A 19,943-nucleotide genomic window follows, 5' to 3' on the forward strand; every position below is an offset into this window, starting at 1 on the left:
TGCTGCTCAGCTGACCGTATAATGCATCAGGATGGCGATATCTTTTACCAGATCGGCACGGATCCGTGGCACATCGGTGCCGCTCACATCCACCGTTGTTCTAAGTGCGGTGGGCAGGGCCGCAACGGCTGAGGCAGTGGTGCTCAGGTTCCAGGTCTCGGCGGTCGACAGCGTGCCCAGCGTGTTGGTGAATTCCGCATGAGGCAATCCGCCAAAGGCCGTGCCAGCCGTAACCAGATCCTGCGCCTGTGTCGCCCCGCCCGCACGTTGCAGCGTCAGGGCAAGTGGAGCACCATTTTCATGCAAGGCCGGTTCGGTCAACTCCAACACCAGTGTCACGTTGTCGATGTCGATGGTCCGCCCACGGAACACATAAGGCAGGTGATCGACTGACAGGTCAAAGCTGGCGGCATGGTCGTTTGCGCCGGCAGGATGCAGGAAATGATGCAGCACCGTGCCAAAATCCCGACGGAGCTGGAACAGGCGATGCAGACCGGTGGCGGCGGTGGCATTCACGATCTCGCCCAATCGCGTATCAAGCGCCGCGATGACCGGGGCAGCAACCGCCTGTCCCCCTTCACGCGCAGTGTAGGCGATCTTGAGAACCACATCTGAGATGCTGTCATAGTCAAAGCCCCGGAACGGATCTGCCAGTTCGATCCGCCAGCGGGAAACCGCACCGGCCCCTTCAAAGGGCAGATAGCGTTCGTCCTGATAGCTGAGCTGGAATAATCCGGCATCATCACGGCCCGAACTGATCGCAACCGATTGAATCCCACCGGTGTTGACGATGAAATTCGCATCATCCGGCCCGGTATAGGGTTGATCGGCATTCACCGAATTACGCCGGATGCGGTTCTGCAAGAGCGTCAACGTCGCGTTCACGCCGGAGTAGGGACCAGTGACGCAAGGCACCGTCACCCCAACCGACTTAATCCGGCGCAGGTAGTGTGACGGGTGATCGAGGTTAAAGAACGCCTCGGGCACCTCGAACTCGCACCGCCCGGTCTGGCGTAGCTGTATCAACGCCGCGGGATCGATCTGGGTCAACGAGCAATGGCGTGTCAGCTCGAATTCGCGCCTGTTCTGTTCGCGATAGGCGGTCTCCATGCGCCGCAGATCAAGCTGTAGTTTTTCACCGGCCACTAGCCCCTTGCGCAGCCCGGTCCAGTGACCGAATCCGACAAAGCTTGCATCACTGTCGGCCAATTCATGCTGGAATGCCCGCTCGGCCCGTTTGGCAAGGTCATAGGCGAGTTGATAGGTCTGGAAATACAGGCCCGAAACCTGTGTCACCATCCAACTGTAAAGGTCGCGGTTGGTGAACTTGTCGCGCATGAACCGGTGGATTTCCTGGCTTTGCTCGATCTGCTGTTCCTGATTTTCCAGTTCACGCTCGGCGACCGCAAGGCGCACTTCGGCCGCAGCAATCTGGATTTCCATGTTCTGCACGTCAAACCCAGCCTGTGCTGCGGCAAAGTCCCATTCTTCCTGCCGGCGATCATAGGTCGCGCGGATCGAGGCGCGTTGCGCATTGCTGCGTGTAGAAGAGGCCACACCAGCAAGGATTTGCGACGCCAACGACGCTGCCTTGGACAGGTTCGCACCGCCAAACTGGACTTTTGCAGTGGGCGAGGAAAACCCGCCTTCGGCACCCACATCAAACTCGGGGATCGCGGCAAGCGCGGATGCGACAAGCGAGGTCGCCCGGCTGACTTCGTCAAACGTGTCGGCCAACTCAAGCTGCGACATATGCAAAGTCTCGTTAGGAATGCGCGGATTCCGGGTTTCGTGAAATGTCTTGCGGAATTGGATCCCTTCAAGGTTTTTCTTCAATCCCGACAGCGCTTCTTTGGCCTCGTCGATCCGAAGCTTGCGCACGGCACGCACGGATTTCAGCACAACCTCTTCATGGCGCTGCCGCAATAGCGCCAAATCTTCGCCGTCACGCTTTTCAAGCGCGGTAAGCAGCGCCTGCCCCAAGGCCTTGACGTCTGCCGTCAGATCGAACGCCGTGCGCAGCATTGATTGGAAGCGATAATGCGGGCGCGGCGCGCCCAGATCGGAGAGTACCGAACCCAGATCGAGACCTGCCGCCGTGGCCCGCACCAAAAGCCCCGGATCAATTGGTGGTGAAAAGAGCGCAAGTTGACGTTCGACACCTTCGATATTCAGGCAGTGGCGGATTTTGAACAACCGGTCAGCGACCGTATCCCAATATCCCAACAGCTTAGGGTTCGGAGGAACACAAAAGAACAGCGTCGACCCCACGATTTCCGGCGCGGGCGGATCTCCGGGTTCTTCGCCGGTTGTCAGCCCGTCCGGGCCGCCGAAACCGGGACCGGAACCGCCATCATCGATGCCCGGCGCGACAAACTCGGTCGCAACACCCAGCCCTCCAGCAGGATCGGAACCCGGCACCTCTGCCGGAGGCAGAACGGTTTCGAGCATGATGAGGGCATTGTCGAGATCATTGAGATGTGGTGCAAGATCATTGAAGCTCTGCACCGGATTGCCGCCAATGGTCTTGGTGCCTTCGGGCGCAGGTATCTTGTTTGGCGCCTTGCCCAGTATGCCCGAGGCCAGCACATAGATCTGTGTCGCCTCGCGCACGCTCTCGCGGGTATCCTGCCGGAATAACTGATCCGCCCAGTCGATGAGATTGTCGAGGTATTTCATCACGATCGCCTTTTGATAGGCGACAGGGCGTTGCTCGGCGATGCGGTGCGGCTGGAACGGGTTCTTGCGCCAGTCCTTGATCTGATCTTCGAGGTCACGCCGCGCGGCCAGTTCGTCCGGGTCAGATGATGACAGCAGCTTCAGCATCTCTTCGACCGTGCGGATATCGGTGTTTTCGTAAAAGGGCTTCACCTTCCAGAACCGATAAGGGTTCATCGCGAGTGGCACGTCAGAATTGTCGGTGGGGTCAAAGATAAAGTGATACCACGCCTGCGCGTCCTCAAAGCGCAGGTTCTGACTCAGGTGGTTCGCGATCATGAAGGGAATGTGGAAGAACAGTTCCCAATTATAGACCGACATGGGCGAACCATATTCAAAATCAAACTGTTCGACTGGCAGGTTGGAGGTATCAAGCCGCTGGCCGGGTTCGTAGATATCGTCGAATTCCTGGTTTGATGCTTCGCGAGTCTGCTGCCGGCGCAGACTGTCTGCCGGGCCACCTTCGCGCGGGTTCAGCACCCCTGCGACCCCGTAACGATTGAGCTGGCGCACCAGCATCGGGACATAAGGTTGGTGGAAATTGATGAAACGATACTTGGTATGCAGGTATTTCTGCGGCAGGAACGTCCAGATGCCGGGGAATACGGCCATGTTCATCACCCCCGCCGCAAGCGCCATCTCGCCCGCTGCGATGGTGAAGTTCTCGGAACCGCTGTCGCCGCGCAAAAGCCTTGTCGCCGGGGTGACAGGCGCAGGCCCATCGTCAGACATCAGCGCGAAAAGCTGGTTCGCCCCGCCTTGAAAATCAGGCCGGACCGTCATCAGATCCACATCCACGTCACCGCCAAAGACCGGAGTTGCCATATCGTGAACCAGCAACGGTTGCGCGGTGCCGACCACCTGCCCCATCGCACGCACGCTCGCATCCATCTGGGTGGGGTCCGGATCTGCACCACCGATACCCGGCAACCGGTCGCGGGCCGGATTGACGGCACCTTGAATTCGCATATCTGGCCCGAAAACCGGATCGGGGTCAGGCAAGGGCCCGATGACGCCACCGTTGATGATGTCGTTCACACGGACAAAATCCTCAAGTTCCATGAAGATTTCCGGTCGGACTTCCATGGTCAGATCACCCACAAAGCTGGGCGTATGTCCGAAAACGTGCCGAGGCACGATGACATAGGATCGGTATTTGTCCTCAAAGAACAACGGCGCCGCCGAAGTCCAGTGGGTGTATTGCAGGGGCGTGGTCAGCCGGAAGTCATGCGGCGCGTCGTCCAGCACGGTCTGATAGGTCCCGTTATAGCCCCTGAGCCTGAGCGCCGTTCCTCCCTCTGCTCGCTCAGCGAACCCGACAGGATAGACATTATCCCTAGCGACAAAAGGCAACTGGTGAGTATCTGCGCTATCATAGCGGTCGAGCGAGATATCCCCATCATGAACAAAGCGAAATGCTGTCAAGCCGTCCAGAAAGTTGCTGTCTAACCAAGCGGCAAAGCTGCCAAGCGTCACCTGAACCGCGATCAGCAGATCTCCGTTTGGCTTGATGACCGGGGTTGGCCGCCAATATTCCTGTTTGACATTGATCACGTTGTCATACCGCGAGCGCGTGGTCCTGACGGCGATGTCGGTCAGCCGCTTGCCAGACCATTTACGCTGCCGGTACTGGCTCCACGCCAGCTTGATTTCCATGTAACGGTTGGGTTTCTGGCCGGTATCAGGCGCGGGCACCTCTTCGTCGGCCTTCACCAGCGTCACGAACCAAAAGATATAGAGCCTGCGATTGTAGATCACCGGCTGGACAACTTCGGCCTCGATCTCGACCGGGATCTCTTCCCACGGCGTCCAACGCCGAGACTCCTCCCAACGGCGATAGAAATATTTGTTGGGTTTGGACGCCGTCCGCCCGATCACGTGTAGGGTCTTGGTGTCATTTTCGCGCCAGACGCCGACGACCTGTAGCTTGGCAACTTCGTCGAGTTTTTCCAGATACTCCTGATAGGCCAATTCGGCTGTTTCAAGCGTGACATCGCCTTGCAATAGCGTGTCCTCAAGCGCCTGAAAGAACGGCGACTTGTCGAGCCGCAATTCCGGCTCGATCCAGTTCTCGGGCGTGATGAACACCTTCACGTTGGCTTCCCAGACGCGATAGTTCTTCATCCACTTCCACTGTTCCGCGTCCGCGTTGGACAATGACGCGCCATCTTCGAGGTTCATCAGCACGCGCTGCACAAAGGTCTGGATCGCGCCGGTCGCGAACACGATCCGCGAGGTCTGAAAGCAGGGCTTCATTTCCACATCCATCAGGAAATGGTTGTAAAGATCCTCGCTGTCTCGGATCTGGGGCGAATTCAGCCGTCCAATCGCGGCCTCGACAAGGGCTGCACGCTGACGATCGCGCAGCCGGTCGCGCGCCGGTTCTGCCACGTCATACCACTGAATTGGCTGATACTTGGCGCGGGCGGCCTGTTTGATGCTGGTCGCAATCTCGCGAGAAACATTGGTATCCGTCCATGTCCACGCCATCGCAGGCGCGACGCCGAGTTTGCCCAGCAGTCCAAAGGCATCTTCCAACCGCAGGAGGTTGTTCAGCGCCGCGAGACCCTGCCAATCTGCATCAAGATCACTCAGGTCGAAATGGGCGGGTTCCACGAAGGCCTCGATTTCTGCACGCGGCCAGCCGAGGCGGGTATGCAGAGCGTCCAAGAAGGCTGCAAGACTGCCGGCACCGGTTCCGGCGTCAGCTTGCAGAACCAGCGGCAGCAGCGAGGTTTCAGCCGCTGGCGCACGGTCAGTCATCGCATAGAGGTTGGCGGTGTTGACCCAAGCCGCAAAACCGGTTGCACCCGCTGCCTCGGTCAATGGTAGGTTGTTGAAATCAATCCAGCCGAATGACGCGGCTGTGGCAAACAGATCTTCAAGATCTTCGGTCGGAATTTCCAGCTTTTGCACGATCAACCCGGCCTTCAGCAGACGCCGGGCCATGGCAAACTGATCGGGATTGGCGGTCGCGGCGATCTCGGTTTCCGCTTGGGAAAAGGCTGGATCAAGGAACACTGTACTCGCCGGTTGCGCCGCATCAGCAGTCGACTGCATCAGGCTGAGCAACCTATCGCCCGCCGCTTCGGACAGGCCCAAAAGACCGGCAAAGCTGGTCTTGACCAGCGCCTCGCTGGCAATTCGCTCAAGAAACGGCGCAAGGGCGCCCAGTACCAGGCCAAAGCGTTCGGCCCTCTCTGTCTCAGGTGTCAGAAAGCCCGGATCGGTATCCTCAACAAGCCGAGCGATGATGCCTGCCCGCGTCGGTACATCCGCGATGAATGGAGTGAACGCCTGATCGAGGCTTGCCGTCGGATCCGCTGGCAAATCGGCCGGGTCAGCAGTCAGATCAATCAGGGCAAGGACCGTGGGCAAATCGACCGCATCAACCACGCTTGCCAGCATCTGGCCGGTAATCTCGCCCGTCGGGTCGGGCTGAATCCGGTAAGCCTCGTGCACCTGGCCCAACCCGGTGCGGAGAGATTGCAGAAACACCGTGATCTGACTGTCAGTGGGCACGAAAATCGCAGACGGTTGGTGAACGTCGCGGAATAGATAGGTCAGCTCGGCAATTTCAAAGCCGGTGTTGTCGGCCAGATCGAGCCGTTCCTTCAGCCGCCGCGCCTGATCGAGACGACCCGGACCAAACGGGTCAAGCCCGGACAGGTCCAGCAAGTCCAGCAGATCGTCAACCGAAACCCCCATCGCGCGCTTCATCGTCGCGATGCGGTGCAATTCGGAAAGATTGGCCAATGACGAGGTGCTGTCCGCAAGCCGCCGATCGCGGATCTGTGACAGTTCCTCGGCCGTAATGATCCGTAGGGCGGCAAGAATTGCGGCCTCGTGATCGCCCAAATCCCCTGCCCCCAACGCGCCCAGTTCGAAGGGCGCAAGATCCTCTGCCGAACCAATGGTCCGATTGAGGAACAGCCCGGCATAGGTGGATACGTGGGTCTTGTCGGTATCGTCCAGCCAGTCGCGTGTATCGAGATCGGCGATCCAGCTTGAAAGCACGCTCAGATCCGTTCCGTAGGTCTCGTGCAGCCATTTCAGGTCTGACAGCGTCACCAGCGCATCCGCGTCCAGCACACCACCGGTTGCCGCGAGCGCGACATCAAGATCATGCACTGACCAGCCCAGCTTGTTCCGAAGCCGGGTGAAACGTTCGATCCGGTTCAAATCGTCGGTTTCAAGATCCTCGATACGCGCCGTCGACAGGTTGCAGCTGATCTCGGCATCAATACCTTCACCCACTGCATATTGGATCTGCAGGGACCCGGCGGGATTGACAAAACGGCTGTCGAGCATTTGGCGCAGGTCCTGAAACTCGATCCGGGCCGTATCAATCAGCGTCTGGACCGTGCGCAGATTGCCAAGCGACACGCCATCCCAATGGGATGCGGTGAACGTATCATCCAGCACGAGATCACGCTCGGTTTCCGTCAGTCCGAGATGCTCGATGGCCACCGCAAGCCGATCCGTCGGGTTGCGATCCGTGCGCGGCACCGCATTGAACGCATCAAGCAGTTCGGTCCGCGTGGTGTCAAGCGGGCCAAGATAACTGCGCGCTTCTTTCGTCCAGAGCGAAAACGGCAAAGACCAGGGATAGACCTCGCTTTCCAGCAGCGAATAGGCATCTGCGTTGATATGCTCCGGATGCACGCGCAGGTCGCGCACATCACCAGTGGTGCTGTGTGCGGCAGGTGTGCCAGTCAGGAACCCTTCGAGGATCTCGTTGACCAGATCAACGTATGGCAGGGTAACATTGGTGTTGTCACAGGTCAGGTGCATCGCGCCGATTTCTCCTCGGCGGGAATTGAGTTCGGACAAGAGGCCGCGATCGCGCAGGAACTTCAAGATCGCGACCATGTAGGCCGCCGGGCTGTAGACCGAATTGCAATGCTCGCAGGCGCAGAAATCGATGTTACCGAACAGTCCTTCCCATGTGGCCTCGTCAACCGTCGGAAAGGCGGCTGCCAGCTCGCTCAGAATTGCCGGGATGTTCCAGGCTGGCAGAACGTTCATCGCGATATTGTTGAAACCCGCGCCGTAGCGACCAAAAAGTGTGGTGGCGAGCGCGGTCTTTGACTGCGCGCCTTCAAAGACCATGCGGGCCGTGGTTTCGCCAAGTGGTTCAGAAAAGCTGCGCATGAACTGTGTCTCGCCCATCGCACGGATTTGATAGGCCGAGGTCAGCCCGCGCTCAAGGATAGGCTGCATGATATCATTGCGCTCAAACCGAGGCGCGAGCGCGAATATGCGCTGTACGCCCTCCAGCGCGGCGCGGGTCTTGTCCTCGATTTCGACATTTTGTTCAGCGGCAAAAGTCCGCACCGATTTTGAAGACAAATCAAAGTCAGGATTTGCCTGCAGAAAACGCGCTACCCTGTCGGCGCCGTCAAAATCCGTTTCACGCAGGCGTGCAGCAAAGGTCTGCGTCGGATAGGCATCCTCGATCATCCGCGCCATCATCTGCGCATAGACCGCTTGGGGTTTTCTGTCGCCACTCACCGCGAACCCGGGCGGCAGACTGCTCTGCCCCAACCCTTCTACCAACGCCTCCCAATCCTTGCGGGTCAGCGACACCAACGGAGAAAGCGGGTCTGCATCATCATCGCCGGACAGGCGCTCGGATAGCTTCTTTGTCAGGGCGGTGTTGCCAAGGGTAAGCACGTTCAGTCGCGCGGTGGTCTCGATCTGGGTGCGGCCCCTGCGACCGATTTGGGGATCTGCCTCAAGCTTCTTCCAGAATTCCTCGGCTTTACCGGTATGGCTCTGAACCAGTTCCACGAACCTTTGACTGCCATCCCGGCCCAACCCGGTCAGCCCGACAAAGGTGGCAAAGGACGGCACGCCGTTCTTCAGGTCAGGTTGATCAAGGATCGTCTTGACCTCGGCGGCGTTCACGGATTTGACCAGTTCGTCGATCTTTTCGCCCGCATCAGCGATCTTGGACGTGATGACACCAGCCTCCGACGCGGTGCGGATGGCCCGCTTCAGTACTTTGTCATCCATGGCCGCCAGCGCCGGACCATTCGCCGGAAGGTTCGCCCGGAAGAGACCGTAATAGACCTGCGCATCGGCCCCGCCATCTCGGGCAAACGCCTGTGACTTAAGGAAGTGCGAGATGCGTACCGGCGAAATCCCCGTTTTCGCATGCAACATCGAGACAGAATCGATGTCGAGCTGTGACGGATCATTTACGCCATCGATCAGTGGCTCCAGCTTTCGAGCAACTTCGTCATACTCGTTCTGGGCCGGGTATGCGTCAGGCGCATTGACCACCAAATCCACCGTCCGATTGCCGGTCGCCCCGATGATCAATGGCGATCGGGTGACGCGGCCATTGCCGCGAGGGGGCCGCACTTCGACCACCAGATCAATACTGCCGGCCTCCACTTCGGCCTTGAATGTGTATCGCCCCTCGGCATCCGTTCGCGCCGACCCGATATCCTTGTCATCTGCGGCCACGATCCCCTTGGCCACACCCGCCACGACCGCACTGCGGATCGGTTTGCCATCGGGATGCAGGATCAAGCCGGTCACGATCAACGCAGAACCGTCGGTACGGGGCGGGTTGGGTACAGGTTCCCTTGGATCGTTGGGGTCGGGCCTGTCCGGGTTGGGATCAAGCGCCCGAAATGGATCATCGCCCAATGCCGTGACAAGCGCAGCCAGATCAGACGGGTTGAAGCTGCCAGTCGCGAGAAGCTGGTGCCGCCGCTGAAAATCAAGGACCGCACGGCGAGTGCTGTCGCCAAAAATCCCTTCGCGATCCTCGACACGCAAGTTGAGCGCGCGCAGCGCCTTTTGCAGTTGCGCGACCGTCTCGCCGCGCATTCCTATGGTCAGCGAACCTGTCAAAGGCATGGGAGCGACCTCCTGTTGCTAGTTGCGCACTGATCTGCGCCTTTAAAATGCGACCACGGCGGAACCGCCGATGCCGGGAACGCCAATGGGATTGCCACCCTCGCGAGTGTCTTCAAACAGAACACCGCCCACCGAAACGCCGCTGAAACGGCCACGGCGGTAGTCAAAGAATCCGTAACCGAGAACCAGTGGCCGGATCGAAGGACCCGCCGGTGGATTGATGAGATCCCGCGCCGCCGCTGGCAGTGGCGCCGGATCGGTAATATCCGGAAACGGGATCAGCGGGCCAAGCCCGATCAGATGCGCCTGTCCTGAAAAGCCCTCGCCGGATGACGCGCTAAAGCTGCCAAAGGCATAGGTTGTGGGAATGGGCAGCGGGGTCGGAAAGATCAGCCCCTGTGCACCGCCGGTAAAGCTGTAGTCACCCGTGCTTTCGATCGAGCCTTCGACATTAAGACGCAGCTGCGGATAGCCAAAGAGGCGCAGCTGCCCGGTTGCTTCCAGATCCACACCGCCCTCGCGCAGTTGCCCCGACCCATCAAGATTGAGGCGCGCAATGTTTCCGATGGTCCCGATCTCCGCGTTGAAGCCGAACTGGCCATAAGGCCTGAGCGTGAAATCACCGGAGTAGGTGCCAAGCGTCAGACCCGGGACTTGCACCGAACCAAAGAACCGCCCCTGCCCGGTCGCGTGACGGGCAAAGAGATAGGGATCGATCGAAGGACTGTCAGGTGTTGGCGCGGTAAAGGTGCCCGTCGCGTGCAGCGAAGCCCAGACCCCGGAACCTATGGTGCCCACGAGGCCAAAGGCCTCGGTGCTGGCGGTGATCGTGCCGGAATCAGCATCCGATGAGATGACCGCCGTCGCCTCGGCGCGCACCGGGGTGCCGCTGTCGGTGTCACCTTCGCCATCCGCTTCGTCAGAACGCGGTGGCGGCATTGCATCCGGCGATGGCACATCCATCGGCAGCGACGGCGGCATCGGGGCCAGGCTGAGCGAACCAGAGAATTGCAATCGGGGACCGGGGCGCGGCGGCAGGAACATCGGAATCCCGCCCGGCGTCGTCCCGACCCCGCCGGACACATCAATGCGGATATTCCTGAGCCGCAGCGGCCCCACTTCGACCTCGTCATCGGGATCCGTGCCCTGCCGGTCGCTCATCCGCATCGGGTTGTTGCGTGCATAGCGGTACAGGTTGGGACCATCGACCAGCCCAGCGGGATCACTCGCCGTCCAGCGGCCCAGCCACGGCGCATAGTATCGCGCCCCCATGTGGTAGAGGCCGGTGATATCATCCTGTTCGGTGCCGACATAGCGATAGGTCTTGCGCCGGGTTTCGGTCGCATCGCGCCCTGCCTGGTAGGCGGTCGCACCAAAGGGATAGTACTCCTCGTAGGAAATCACCGCCCCGGCCTCGTCAAGCTCCAACGCGGCCGAACCGATATGGTCGTGATACTGATGGCGCATCAACGTAAGCCCGACCCCGGCGGGGGCAGTCGTATCGATCGTTGCCGTCTCGGCCAGTGCAAAGCGGCTTTCACCATCCATCAGGTGCACCGTTTCACGCTCGATCACGAGCCCTGTGCCGCTATGGCGGCGGAAGAGCTCGAACCCACCAAGATAAAGGCGCTCTTCTCGAACCGCGCCGCGGATCTCGGTCTTGCGGACACGTACACCATCGGCATCATAGGTATAATGCGCCTCGGCTGTCCCGCGCACCACTCGGCGCAGGCGGTCGTTCTGGTCCCATTCCGTAAGGTCGAGATGCGGCAACGCCATGTTGCCATGACTGTCATGGGAAAAGCTCTCGGTGATCCCAGCGGCGGTGGTGTCGATCAGCTGATTGGACCCGCCCGCGTATGTAGCGGTCTGTCGCCACTGCTCGGCAAAGGCCCCGACACCCGCGCGATGCACGATCTCCAAAATATTGCCCGCCAGATCGTAATCATAACCCTGCACGTAACTGCGCAAGGCGACGCCATCGCCGGGATGTGCAAGGCCGCTCCGCGTGGGGTCCTCTGGTCCCGGCGGGCGGTTCAATCCGACATGCTCGCGACCCGTCGCCTGCGCCAGCCGATAGAGAGGCGTGTACCGGAATTGTCTTTGCGCGCCCACGACCGCACCGGCGAAATAGACATCTGCCTGTGCGGCATCGCTGATCTCGGTGACATTGCCGACTGGATCATAGGTATAGCTCAGGTCCTGCAACGGCGTCGTCGCCCGCAGCGTTAACAAACGCGTCAGCCGAAAGGTTTCCGGATCGAAAATCTGCTCGGTTCTTGTGCCATTGGCATAATCGACCGCCATGCGCCTGCCATGTGCATCATAATCGATGTTGTTAATCTGCGGCTGGCTCGGGCCACCGCGCACCGCAAGCGCGATACCATCAAGCACCCGGGCTTCGTTATAGCTTGGTGTGATCACCGATGCGGACATACCCGCGCTGGCAGGGGTGCTGATCCGCACCGGGCGCGAAAGCGCATCATAGACGGTTTCGCTGATGAAAATCTCGGTCTCAAGCGGGGTCTCGGGGTCAGGCAGGTCATAGTCGCTGATACCAGTCGTTGCCGAAACCAACCTACGCGCCATGCGTGTCAGGTTGCCGTTGAAATCAAATGCCTCGTGCGCTAGCAGCCCGGCCTGATCAAACCGGCGATAGAGCCGTGTTCGAAGGTTGCGCGCCTCTGCATCGGCAGGGGCATCCGGGCCATCGCCATGCTCCAGCCGCGAGACCAGAACCTCGGCACCACCACCAACGCTGAGCCAGCTTTGAATAGGTCGATCAAGGGCGTCATACTCAGTCCGTGTCCTGTGCCCCCGACTGTCCCAGCCCAGAACGACCCGGCCAAGAACATCCGGAAACAGCCGCCGCGCGCCGCTGTCAGGGCCGTTTTGGGCGACGCGTTCTCCAGTAATCGAAAACACGTAACGCATGACCGAATTGCCGCGCGCATCAATCACCTCGCGACTGCGCCCCGAAATGTCGATGACTGTGCGCACCGTCTGCGTTGTGCCGCCACCGGGATCGGTTTCCGTCGCCACCGACCGGCCCAAGGTGTCAAAATGCTCGCGCGTGGGTGTATCGGCATGTGCGGCGGCGAGCCACGCCGCCCGTGTCTCCGGGAGGGTCGGTTCGGGATCAAGCGCCGGATCGGGTGCACCCCGTGCGGCGTACCAGTCACTGTCGAGCACCGTGTCGTTGCGATCGTGACGCACCACCAGCCACGGCGTAAAGCTGACCCGCTCAAGCGTCCCGTCGGGATAGTCTGTCCGGATTTCGCGGCCCAAAGCATCGTAATGCCTAAGCGCGGTGACACCAACCTCAACTAAATCCAACTCGGTCTCATACTCCGGACTAGGCGAAAAATAGGGCTCATAGGCCTTGACTGGGTTGCCCTTGTTATTCTGCACAATCCGACCCGAAGCCACCCATCGCAGTGCAGGGGTTGTGTCGATCTCGACCACGCCACCGGGGGTCCGCACGCGTGCAAGCCCCGGTTCGGCCTCGCGCTTGGTCATTTGCACGCCACCCGCACCGTTGGTGTATTCGATGCTGACACGTATCGGGCTGCCCGGCCCATGGCGTTCTTTTGTTTCAGTGCGCACGAAATTGGGGCGACCGGACCCCGAAAACACCCCAAGGTCATAGCTGTGGCGCACGGTCGGGTCCGCCAGCGTATCGCCCTCGGTCCCCTTGCCAAGTCGCGCGGTCGCGATCACAAAACCCAACTCGTCGGTGCGGAACTGCGTGCGATTGAGATTGGGCGAGATCTTCTCGACAGGCGACAAGGTGCGCGTGTCGTTGATGAACTGCGACACGTTGCCGACAAAATCGGTGCGGCTCTCAACCAACAGCGCGTCCGCATCGCGTGTCAGACTGGCCACATCGCCAAACGGCGTCTCGACCGAGACCGGTTGAAAGAACGGACCATAGTGGACAACAGAGGTCGGGCGCCACCACTCTCCATCAATGTTTTCATAGCCCGCAGTCGCCATCGCCGCCGCGTCAACATCGGTCCCGTAGACCTCGCTCAACAAACCGGGCGTGAAGGCCAATGCAAGGCTGCGGCGCGCCAGCACCCGGGCCGCGATGGAACCAAAAGACAATGCGACTGTACCCGTCTCATCCCAAAACTCGGTTCGCATGGCGGAAATCATTCGGCGTTCAGGCGCGCCCGATAGCGAGGCTTCGAAGGGTATGCCCGCAGCGCCGCTGATGGCTGCGTCAAGCGCCCTCAATTCGAAAAGCTCTCCGGTTGGCGCTATCCCCCCGATCTCAAAACTCCGCTCCTCGACGGCGACGGGCAGACGATAGGCAGTGGGCGTATCGATTTCATTGGAGTAGGTCGTGGATTGACTAGTGATGCGCAGCCTTGCCTGCTCGGCTCGGGCTTGCGCAGGAATGGCGGGGTCGGCATTGGTGCGCGGATAGACCACGTTCGCGGTGCGCACCGGATTGCCCAATGTGTCTTCTGCCAGCGTTAGGGTATGCGACAGGCGTGGCTCTGAAAGCCCCTGCTCCACATGCAGGGTCAAAGTCTCAGCCACCGTCGCGAACACCACCGACGGCGTATTGTCGGCCCGATCCTGCACGCGGGTTACCCGATGGCGGGTGTTGGCAATGGTCAACGGGATCGCTGCGCGGGGCGCGCCGTCCTCGGCAAAAACCTCCTCGCGCAGCGTCTTGCCTTTCAGCGCACGCGCCGCCTCGCGCGCGGTCTCGGCATCAAGGGTTGCAGGCAGATCGATAGGCGGCAGGGATGGCTCGGGATGGGTGGGATCACGAAAGTACTCGGATTGCAGACCCCGTGGCAGGTGCCGCGCATCCGGGCCATCTCCGGTGTGATACCAGGTGCGGGTCAGAACAGGGGCCTGATCCAGTGGGTCGGGCTCTGTTTCGCCGCCATCGGTGGCGGTAAAGTGGCGCGCCGTCTCGGAGTCGCGCCGGTCGACCCGCGCAAATCCACGAAACTCTCGCTCGACCGTGTCGTAATGACCATGGTGATAGGAAAACGTTTCAACCCGCGCAGTTTCCGCCACCAGATCGCGGGTTTCCACCCGCGAAACGAGATGAACCGGGAATGGCAACTTGGTCAGCCATGGTCGGCCCTCGGCCCGGTCGGCGAGGTAATAGGCCGTGGAATGACGATACTCGACCGCAACTTCGGCGCCTGATCCGTTGCTATATCCTGTCATCAGATACGGCTTGCGCCCGCCCATCAGGTCAACCACGCGCAGCGGCGCAGCAGCATCCGCAGGCAGGCCCGAAGACCAGACAAGACAGGTCGTTCCCTGCCCGTAAATATCCGCCGTTTCGATACGGGCATCAGCATGATGCGGCAGACCAGCAATCTCGATCGGGGCCTCTGTCCAGCCATTGCCCCAGAGGTTGCGCCAGATCTGCGCGCGGTCGGTCAAATAGATCAGGTCCGCAGGGCCGGTGCCGTCGATATCGGCCAGTCTGAGGCGTGACGGGTCGAACCGGTCGGGCGCGTCAAGCAATGGTGCGTCGGCCATGTCCACGCGCAGCCCAAACCGTCCATAACCGCAGTTGGGCCAATAGCTGATCGATCCGTTGCGCACCCGCACGATGTCGCTGAGCCCGTCGCCGGTCATGTCAGCCAGCAGCACCGACTGTTCGGGGTCCGAAAACACCACCCGAGGATTGCGCGCCTCGTCATCCAAGAGGTCCACGACTCGCGCAGGTGCGTGGCCATCGGCGCCCCTGCTTTCGTACCAAACCAGGCTCTCGCCTTCGGTGATCAGCAAATCAGGTCGCCCGTCGCCGGTCAGATCGACAGGGCGAGCGTCGGGCGTATCCGCAGATCGATTGACCGCGTGCGGTATGTGGGCAAACGCGGTCCAGGTTTCATCCTGTTCCAACGTGTATTGACCACGCGGGCAGGTATCGCGGCTTGCGAGCCTCTGGCGACCGTCACCGCCGAGATCGATCAGGTTGCTGGCCCCCGTCGCCAGCGCGGGCAAAGGATCAACGGCTTCCTGTGGCCCGAACTGCCCACCGCCCCGATTGCGCGCAAAGTGCCAGGTGCTGTCCGAACGGGTCAACATACCGGGCAAACCCTCGGCATAGAGGTCGATGAACAGCCGTGCGTCATCCGCAAGCCCCGCGCGCAGACCGGCGATATCACGAGGGCCAAGCGCGCGAACCTCATTCTGCCAGGCATGGGTCGCATACTCAAACGACAGCGACGGCATCGCGCGCGCCGTATAGCCCGCCCCGTCGCGGATGTAGCCGCGTGTCGTGGCACGGATCAGCTGCGAAAGACCGGATGCGTCGTCATACTCAAGATCGACCGACCGCACGAGTTCAGGCGTATCAAAGGCGTGAAACAGCATCACCCTCCGGCATCGGCGATACGTCCGGATATCAAAGCCACTGCGACACGCCGAGAACCTGTCGGGTCGCGCTTCCCACGTGCCGCCATCGCCCGGTTGTGGATCGGCGGCATAGCCGAGCTGACCCCCGCCCATATCATCGAACACCGCGTCGTCATGCTCACCATAGTCGAACACTGTCTGAAAGCGGAACCCTGTTTCGTCCGGCAACGGATCACCCGGCGTGTAGGGCGTGCGGTTCCCATAAAGGATACGCTTGGGGTAAATCTGCGCCACAGTGCTTGCGCCGCTGAGGCGATGCAATTCGGCGGGCGTTTCCGCGACACCGTCGCGATCCTCTGCCTTGAATTCATAGAGCGTCAGGTTGCCACGATCATCATAACGCCGCTCGCACATCCAACGAAAGATGCGGGCAGGTGCCTCGGGGTCAGCGAGCCGGGATTCTGGCCCCGCACCGTAAACCGAAGTCACATTGTCGCGCGTCGTGACCCGCCAGTGCAGAATTCCGTTTGACAGATCCTGCCAACGCTCGATCCGTGAAAACGACCCTTCGATGCGCGGCCGATAACGTCGGACCCGATGGGCCTGACCCGTCTCGTCGGCGCGCGTCGTTTCGATCAACGATCCCGCCCCATCTCGCGCGGGCACCAGATCCTCAAGCCCCGAGATCACATATGTGTCGCTATCTTCTGCATCCCGATACTGCGGCAGTCCACGATCGGTCCGGCGCGAGATCGAAGGGATATCGACGCTCCACCCCAACCCAAAAGGGCCGTTTCCCGCCGCCGAACTGTAGCTCAGCGTCAGCGCAGGTTCACCACCACGCGCAGGAGACACCGGCAAGGGCACAGTAAAGGTGGCGGTTCCGTTCGCGCCATTGACTGCGAACCGCTCGTCGAGCCCCCGGATCGCACCACCGCCTTGTGGAAGGGTTGTTTCAGGCAAGGCTAATTGGGATGCCTCGGCGCTGGCCTCCATCGGAGTGGACACAGGGCGGGTTTCGGACACGGCTCCGTTCCTCCTGATCATTGTGCGAGGATTTCGGTCCCCACGATCCCGCAGCGGCGGCAGGATTACGTATCACCAATCCCGACGACCGGCTTGGCCGGTCACGGCGGTGCGGGTCCTCCAGAATCAATCTGCATAAAATCTGGTCGGTCATCGCTGGCGAACCTGCCAAACGATACCACAATTTCTCTCAAAGCTGAAACGCCACCCCACGTTGTCCAACATACGTCACGCGGAGGTCCTCACCGGGCGGAATATGGCCGGCTGAATCCGTTAGCGCGCCTAATCTGGAAATTGCTCGGGAACCGAACGGTACAGGCGTCTAGCGCCCATTCCATTGAGGTGCGCGCTTTTCGATAAAGGCACTGGGCCCCTCACGCGCATCATCGGACGCCACCACGTCAGTCCAAAGGCGATCATTCATCGCCCAGAGGTTCTGTTCCGCCTCTTGGCTCGCGGCGCGCATCAGTTCGAGCGATGCCGAAACCGAAAGCGGGGCGTTTCTGATGATCCGCTCGGCAAGCGATACCGCCGCATCCAGAACCTTGTCAGGTGCAGAGAGGTCATTGACCATGCCATACGCATGGGCGTCCTGTGCCGACAGCCGGTCACCGGTGAGGACAAGCTCCATCGCCTTGCCGAGCGGGATTTTCCGCGCCAGTCGGAATGGACCACCAGCACCGGCAAAAATACCGACGCCGGGCTCAGGCAGACCAAAAAACGCTGTTTCGCTGGCGACGATCAGATCGCAGGCGAGCGCCAGTTCGCATCCACCGGCCAGCGCGGGTCCGTTGACGGCTGCTATTATTGGTTTGGTGCGCTTGGCCTGTACAAACCCTGCAAATCGCCCTTCGCCCGAAAGGATGGTTTCGCCATCGCCGTCAAGAAACGCCTTCAGATCCATACCCGCGCAGAACACATTGCCCGCCCCAGTCAGGATCGCGACGCGCACCGTTTCGTCGGCCTCCAACCGGGCCAGCGCAGCGCGCAAGGCGTGGGTCAGATCGATGTTGACCGAATTGCGCTGCTCCGGGCGGTTCAGTGTCAGGATGGCGACCGCGCCGCGCGTTTCGTAGAGAACGGGATCGTTCATGTATCAGGTCCCTCTGCAGGTGCGAGAATGAGATCAGGCAGCGTATTGTCAGCACCCGTGCCAAGCGCGTCGATGGCTTTGGAAATCGCCTTGGTTCGCGCGGCGCCAATCACCGGGCTTGCCCATGCATAATATTTTTCTCGTACGTCTTGCAACGATGCTGGGGTCTCAGGGTCGCCGCTGGCTTCGGTCGGATCAGAGGTCAGCCGTCGGCCATCTTTCAGCACCAGCGACACATGGGCAATGCGATTGCCCGGAAACGCGGCATTATAGGCATCGCTTTCGGTCACGATCATACTTTCCGACAGGCGCAGGATCTCGGGATCAGAGAGCGCCCCTTGGGCGACATCGTCGGGGCCGACATCACCCCGGACCATGGCCACTGCGGTGGGGAACGACGTAGAATATTGTGCTTCTTCGGTTGTGCGCGGGCAACGCACAGCCAGACGAAGCGATTGATGAAAAGTCGTGACCTCGATGCGCTCAACCTGATCCGAGGTCAGGTTGTGTCTTGCGCGCAAGTCCAGAACAGCGCGCAGTGGGGGTTGCGCCCAACGGCAGACAGGATGGGGTTTGTAATACTGTTCGAAAATGCGCCATTTAATCCCGACGTCGGACCAGAGGTCAGAAACGTCATCCCCTTCAACCGTGATCGCGGGCGCCCCAGTGAACCCGTCTGCCGCAAGATACGCCGCCGACACGCCGGTCATCGCGCCCCAACCGGAGCCATCCTTGACCATGGTCGGGTGGTCTATGCAGCGCATCATCTGGCTGCGCGGGCCGTGGTATTCGGCAATCCCGATTGCCTCGCGGGTCCGGGTGGCATCCAGCCCCAGAACACGCGCGCCAAGCGCCGCACACGCCACCGCGATCCAGGCCCCGGTCGTGTGATAGTCACTTGCGGTGCGATGCAACGCGAGCCCTGCCCTCGTACCGATCTCGTAGCCGACTGCCAGCGCAGTCAGAAACTCGGCACCATCAGTCTGATTTTCGGCCTCTGACATAGCGAGAAGCGCGGGGAAAACTCCGCAGCCCACGTGGCCTTTGGTCAACTTGTGCCCGTCATGGCCATCAAGGGCGTCTATGGTCATGCCGCCTGCGAGCGCCGCGCCCGCGGGGCTGACGGTGCGGCCGTCAAACAACATGCGGGCCGATTTCCCACCGGCGCCAAATTGCGATGCGGCGTGATCCCGGATGATCCGAGATAGTCCGGTCTGACTGCCTCCCGCTGCCACTCCGACCAGATCAAGCAGCCAGCGCCGGGCAAAGGCCCGGACCTCCTCGGGCAGATCATCATACTTGGTGTCGTGGAGAAAATCTGAAAACGTGGTGCCCATTGTTCTGGCCTCTGCCAAAGGGGGTTCAAGTCAACGACCGGTGAATTCTGCTTCGCGCTTTTCCAGCAATGACGCCACGGCTTCTTCGTGGTCCTTGGTCTGATGACAAGCGCCCTGATAGGCGGCGGCGATCAGCGGCACCTCGCATTCCCACATCGCCTTGGCGACCCGTTGAATGCCGTTGCGATACCCATCCTTGGCGTCGACGGCGTCGCCCCCAAAGATCGAAGTTTTCTCTTGCATGTGTTTGAGATTACCGCCCGAGGAAAACGCCTTGCCCGCCCCGGTCACGATGGCGCAGCGCACCGACTGATCGGTATTAATCCTGTGCATCGTGTCAAGAATCGCGGCGCAAAGATCCATGTCGGTCAGCGCATTGCGTGTTTCGGGCATGTTGAAGGTGATCGTAACAACGTGGCCGTCCTGTTCGTAAAGAAGTTTCTCGCTCATGCTGCGGTTCCTGTGGTTATGGCAGCAGCAAGAAGGTCGCGGTTCAGCACCTTGCCGCTGGGATTGCTGGGCAATTCATTCGTAAGAATACAAGACAGTGGCGCCTG

General features: G+C 60.6%; 5 protein-coding genes. All 5 read right to left on the reverse strand.

Annotated elements, in window-relative coordinates:
* Positions 1-6: 6 nt before the first annotated feature.
* Positions 7-9,591 (reverse strand): neuraminidase-like domain-containing protein, encoded by a 9,585-nt coding sequence (locus ABJO75_RS12595; RefSeq protein ID WP_348123914.1) that lies wholly within the window; start codon positions 9,589-9,591, stop codon positions 7-9.
* Positions 9,592-9,633: 42 nt separating this feature from the next.
* Positions 9,634-16,956 (reverse strand): SpvB/TcaC N-terminal domain-containing protein, encoded by a 7,323-nt coding sequence (locus ABJO75_RS12600; RefSeq protein ID WP_348123916.1) that lies wholly within the window; start codon positions 16,954-16,956, stop codon positions 9,634-9,636.
* A 322-nt stretch (positions 16,957-17,278) separates the two neighbouring features.
* Positions 17,279-18,049: a crotonase/enoyl-CoA hydratase family protein gene (locus tag ABJO75_RS12605; RefSeq protein WP_348123918.1), complete on the reverse strand. Its 771-nt coding sequence runs from the start codon at positions 18,047-18,049 to the stop codon at positions 17,279-17,281.
* Positions 18,046-19,386: an MmgE/PrpD family protein gene (locus ABJO75_RS12610; RefSeq protein ID WP_348123919.1), complete on the reverse strand. Its 1,341-nt coding sequence runs from the start codon at positions 19,384-19,386 to the stop codon at positions 18,046-18,048. Before ABJO75_RS12610 ends, ABJO75_RS12605 begins: the two co-directional genes overlap by 4 nt.
* 30 nt (positions 19,387-19,416) lie before the next feature.
* Positions 19,417-19,836, reverse strand: coding sequence for an enoyl-CoA hydratase-related protein (locus ABJO75_RS12615; protein WP_348123921.1), 420 nt, complete (start codon positions 19,834-19,836; stop codon positions 19,417-19,419).
* Positions 19,837-19,943 lie beyond the last annotated feature (107 nt).

Origin of the sequence: Sedimentitalea sp. (assembly GCF_039973035.1) — a bacterium.
Lineage (GTDB): Bacteria > Pseudomonadota > Alphaproteobacteria > Rhodobacterales > Rhodobacteraceae > Sedimentitalea.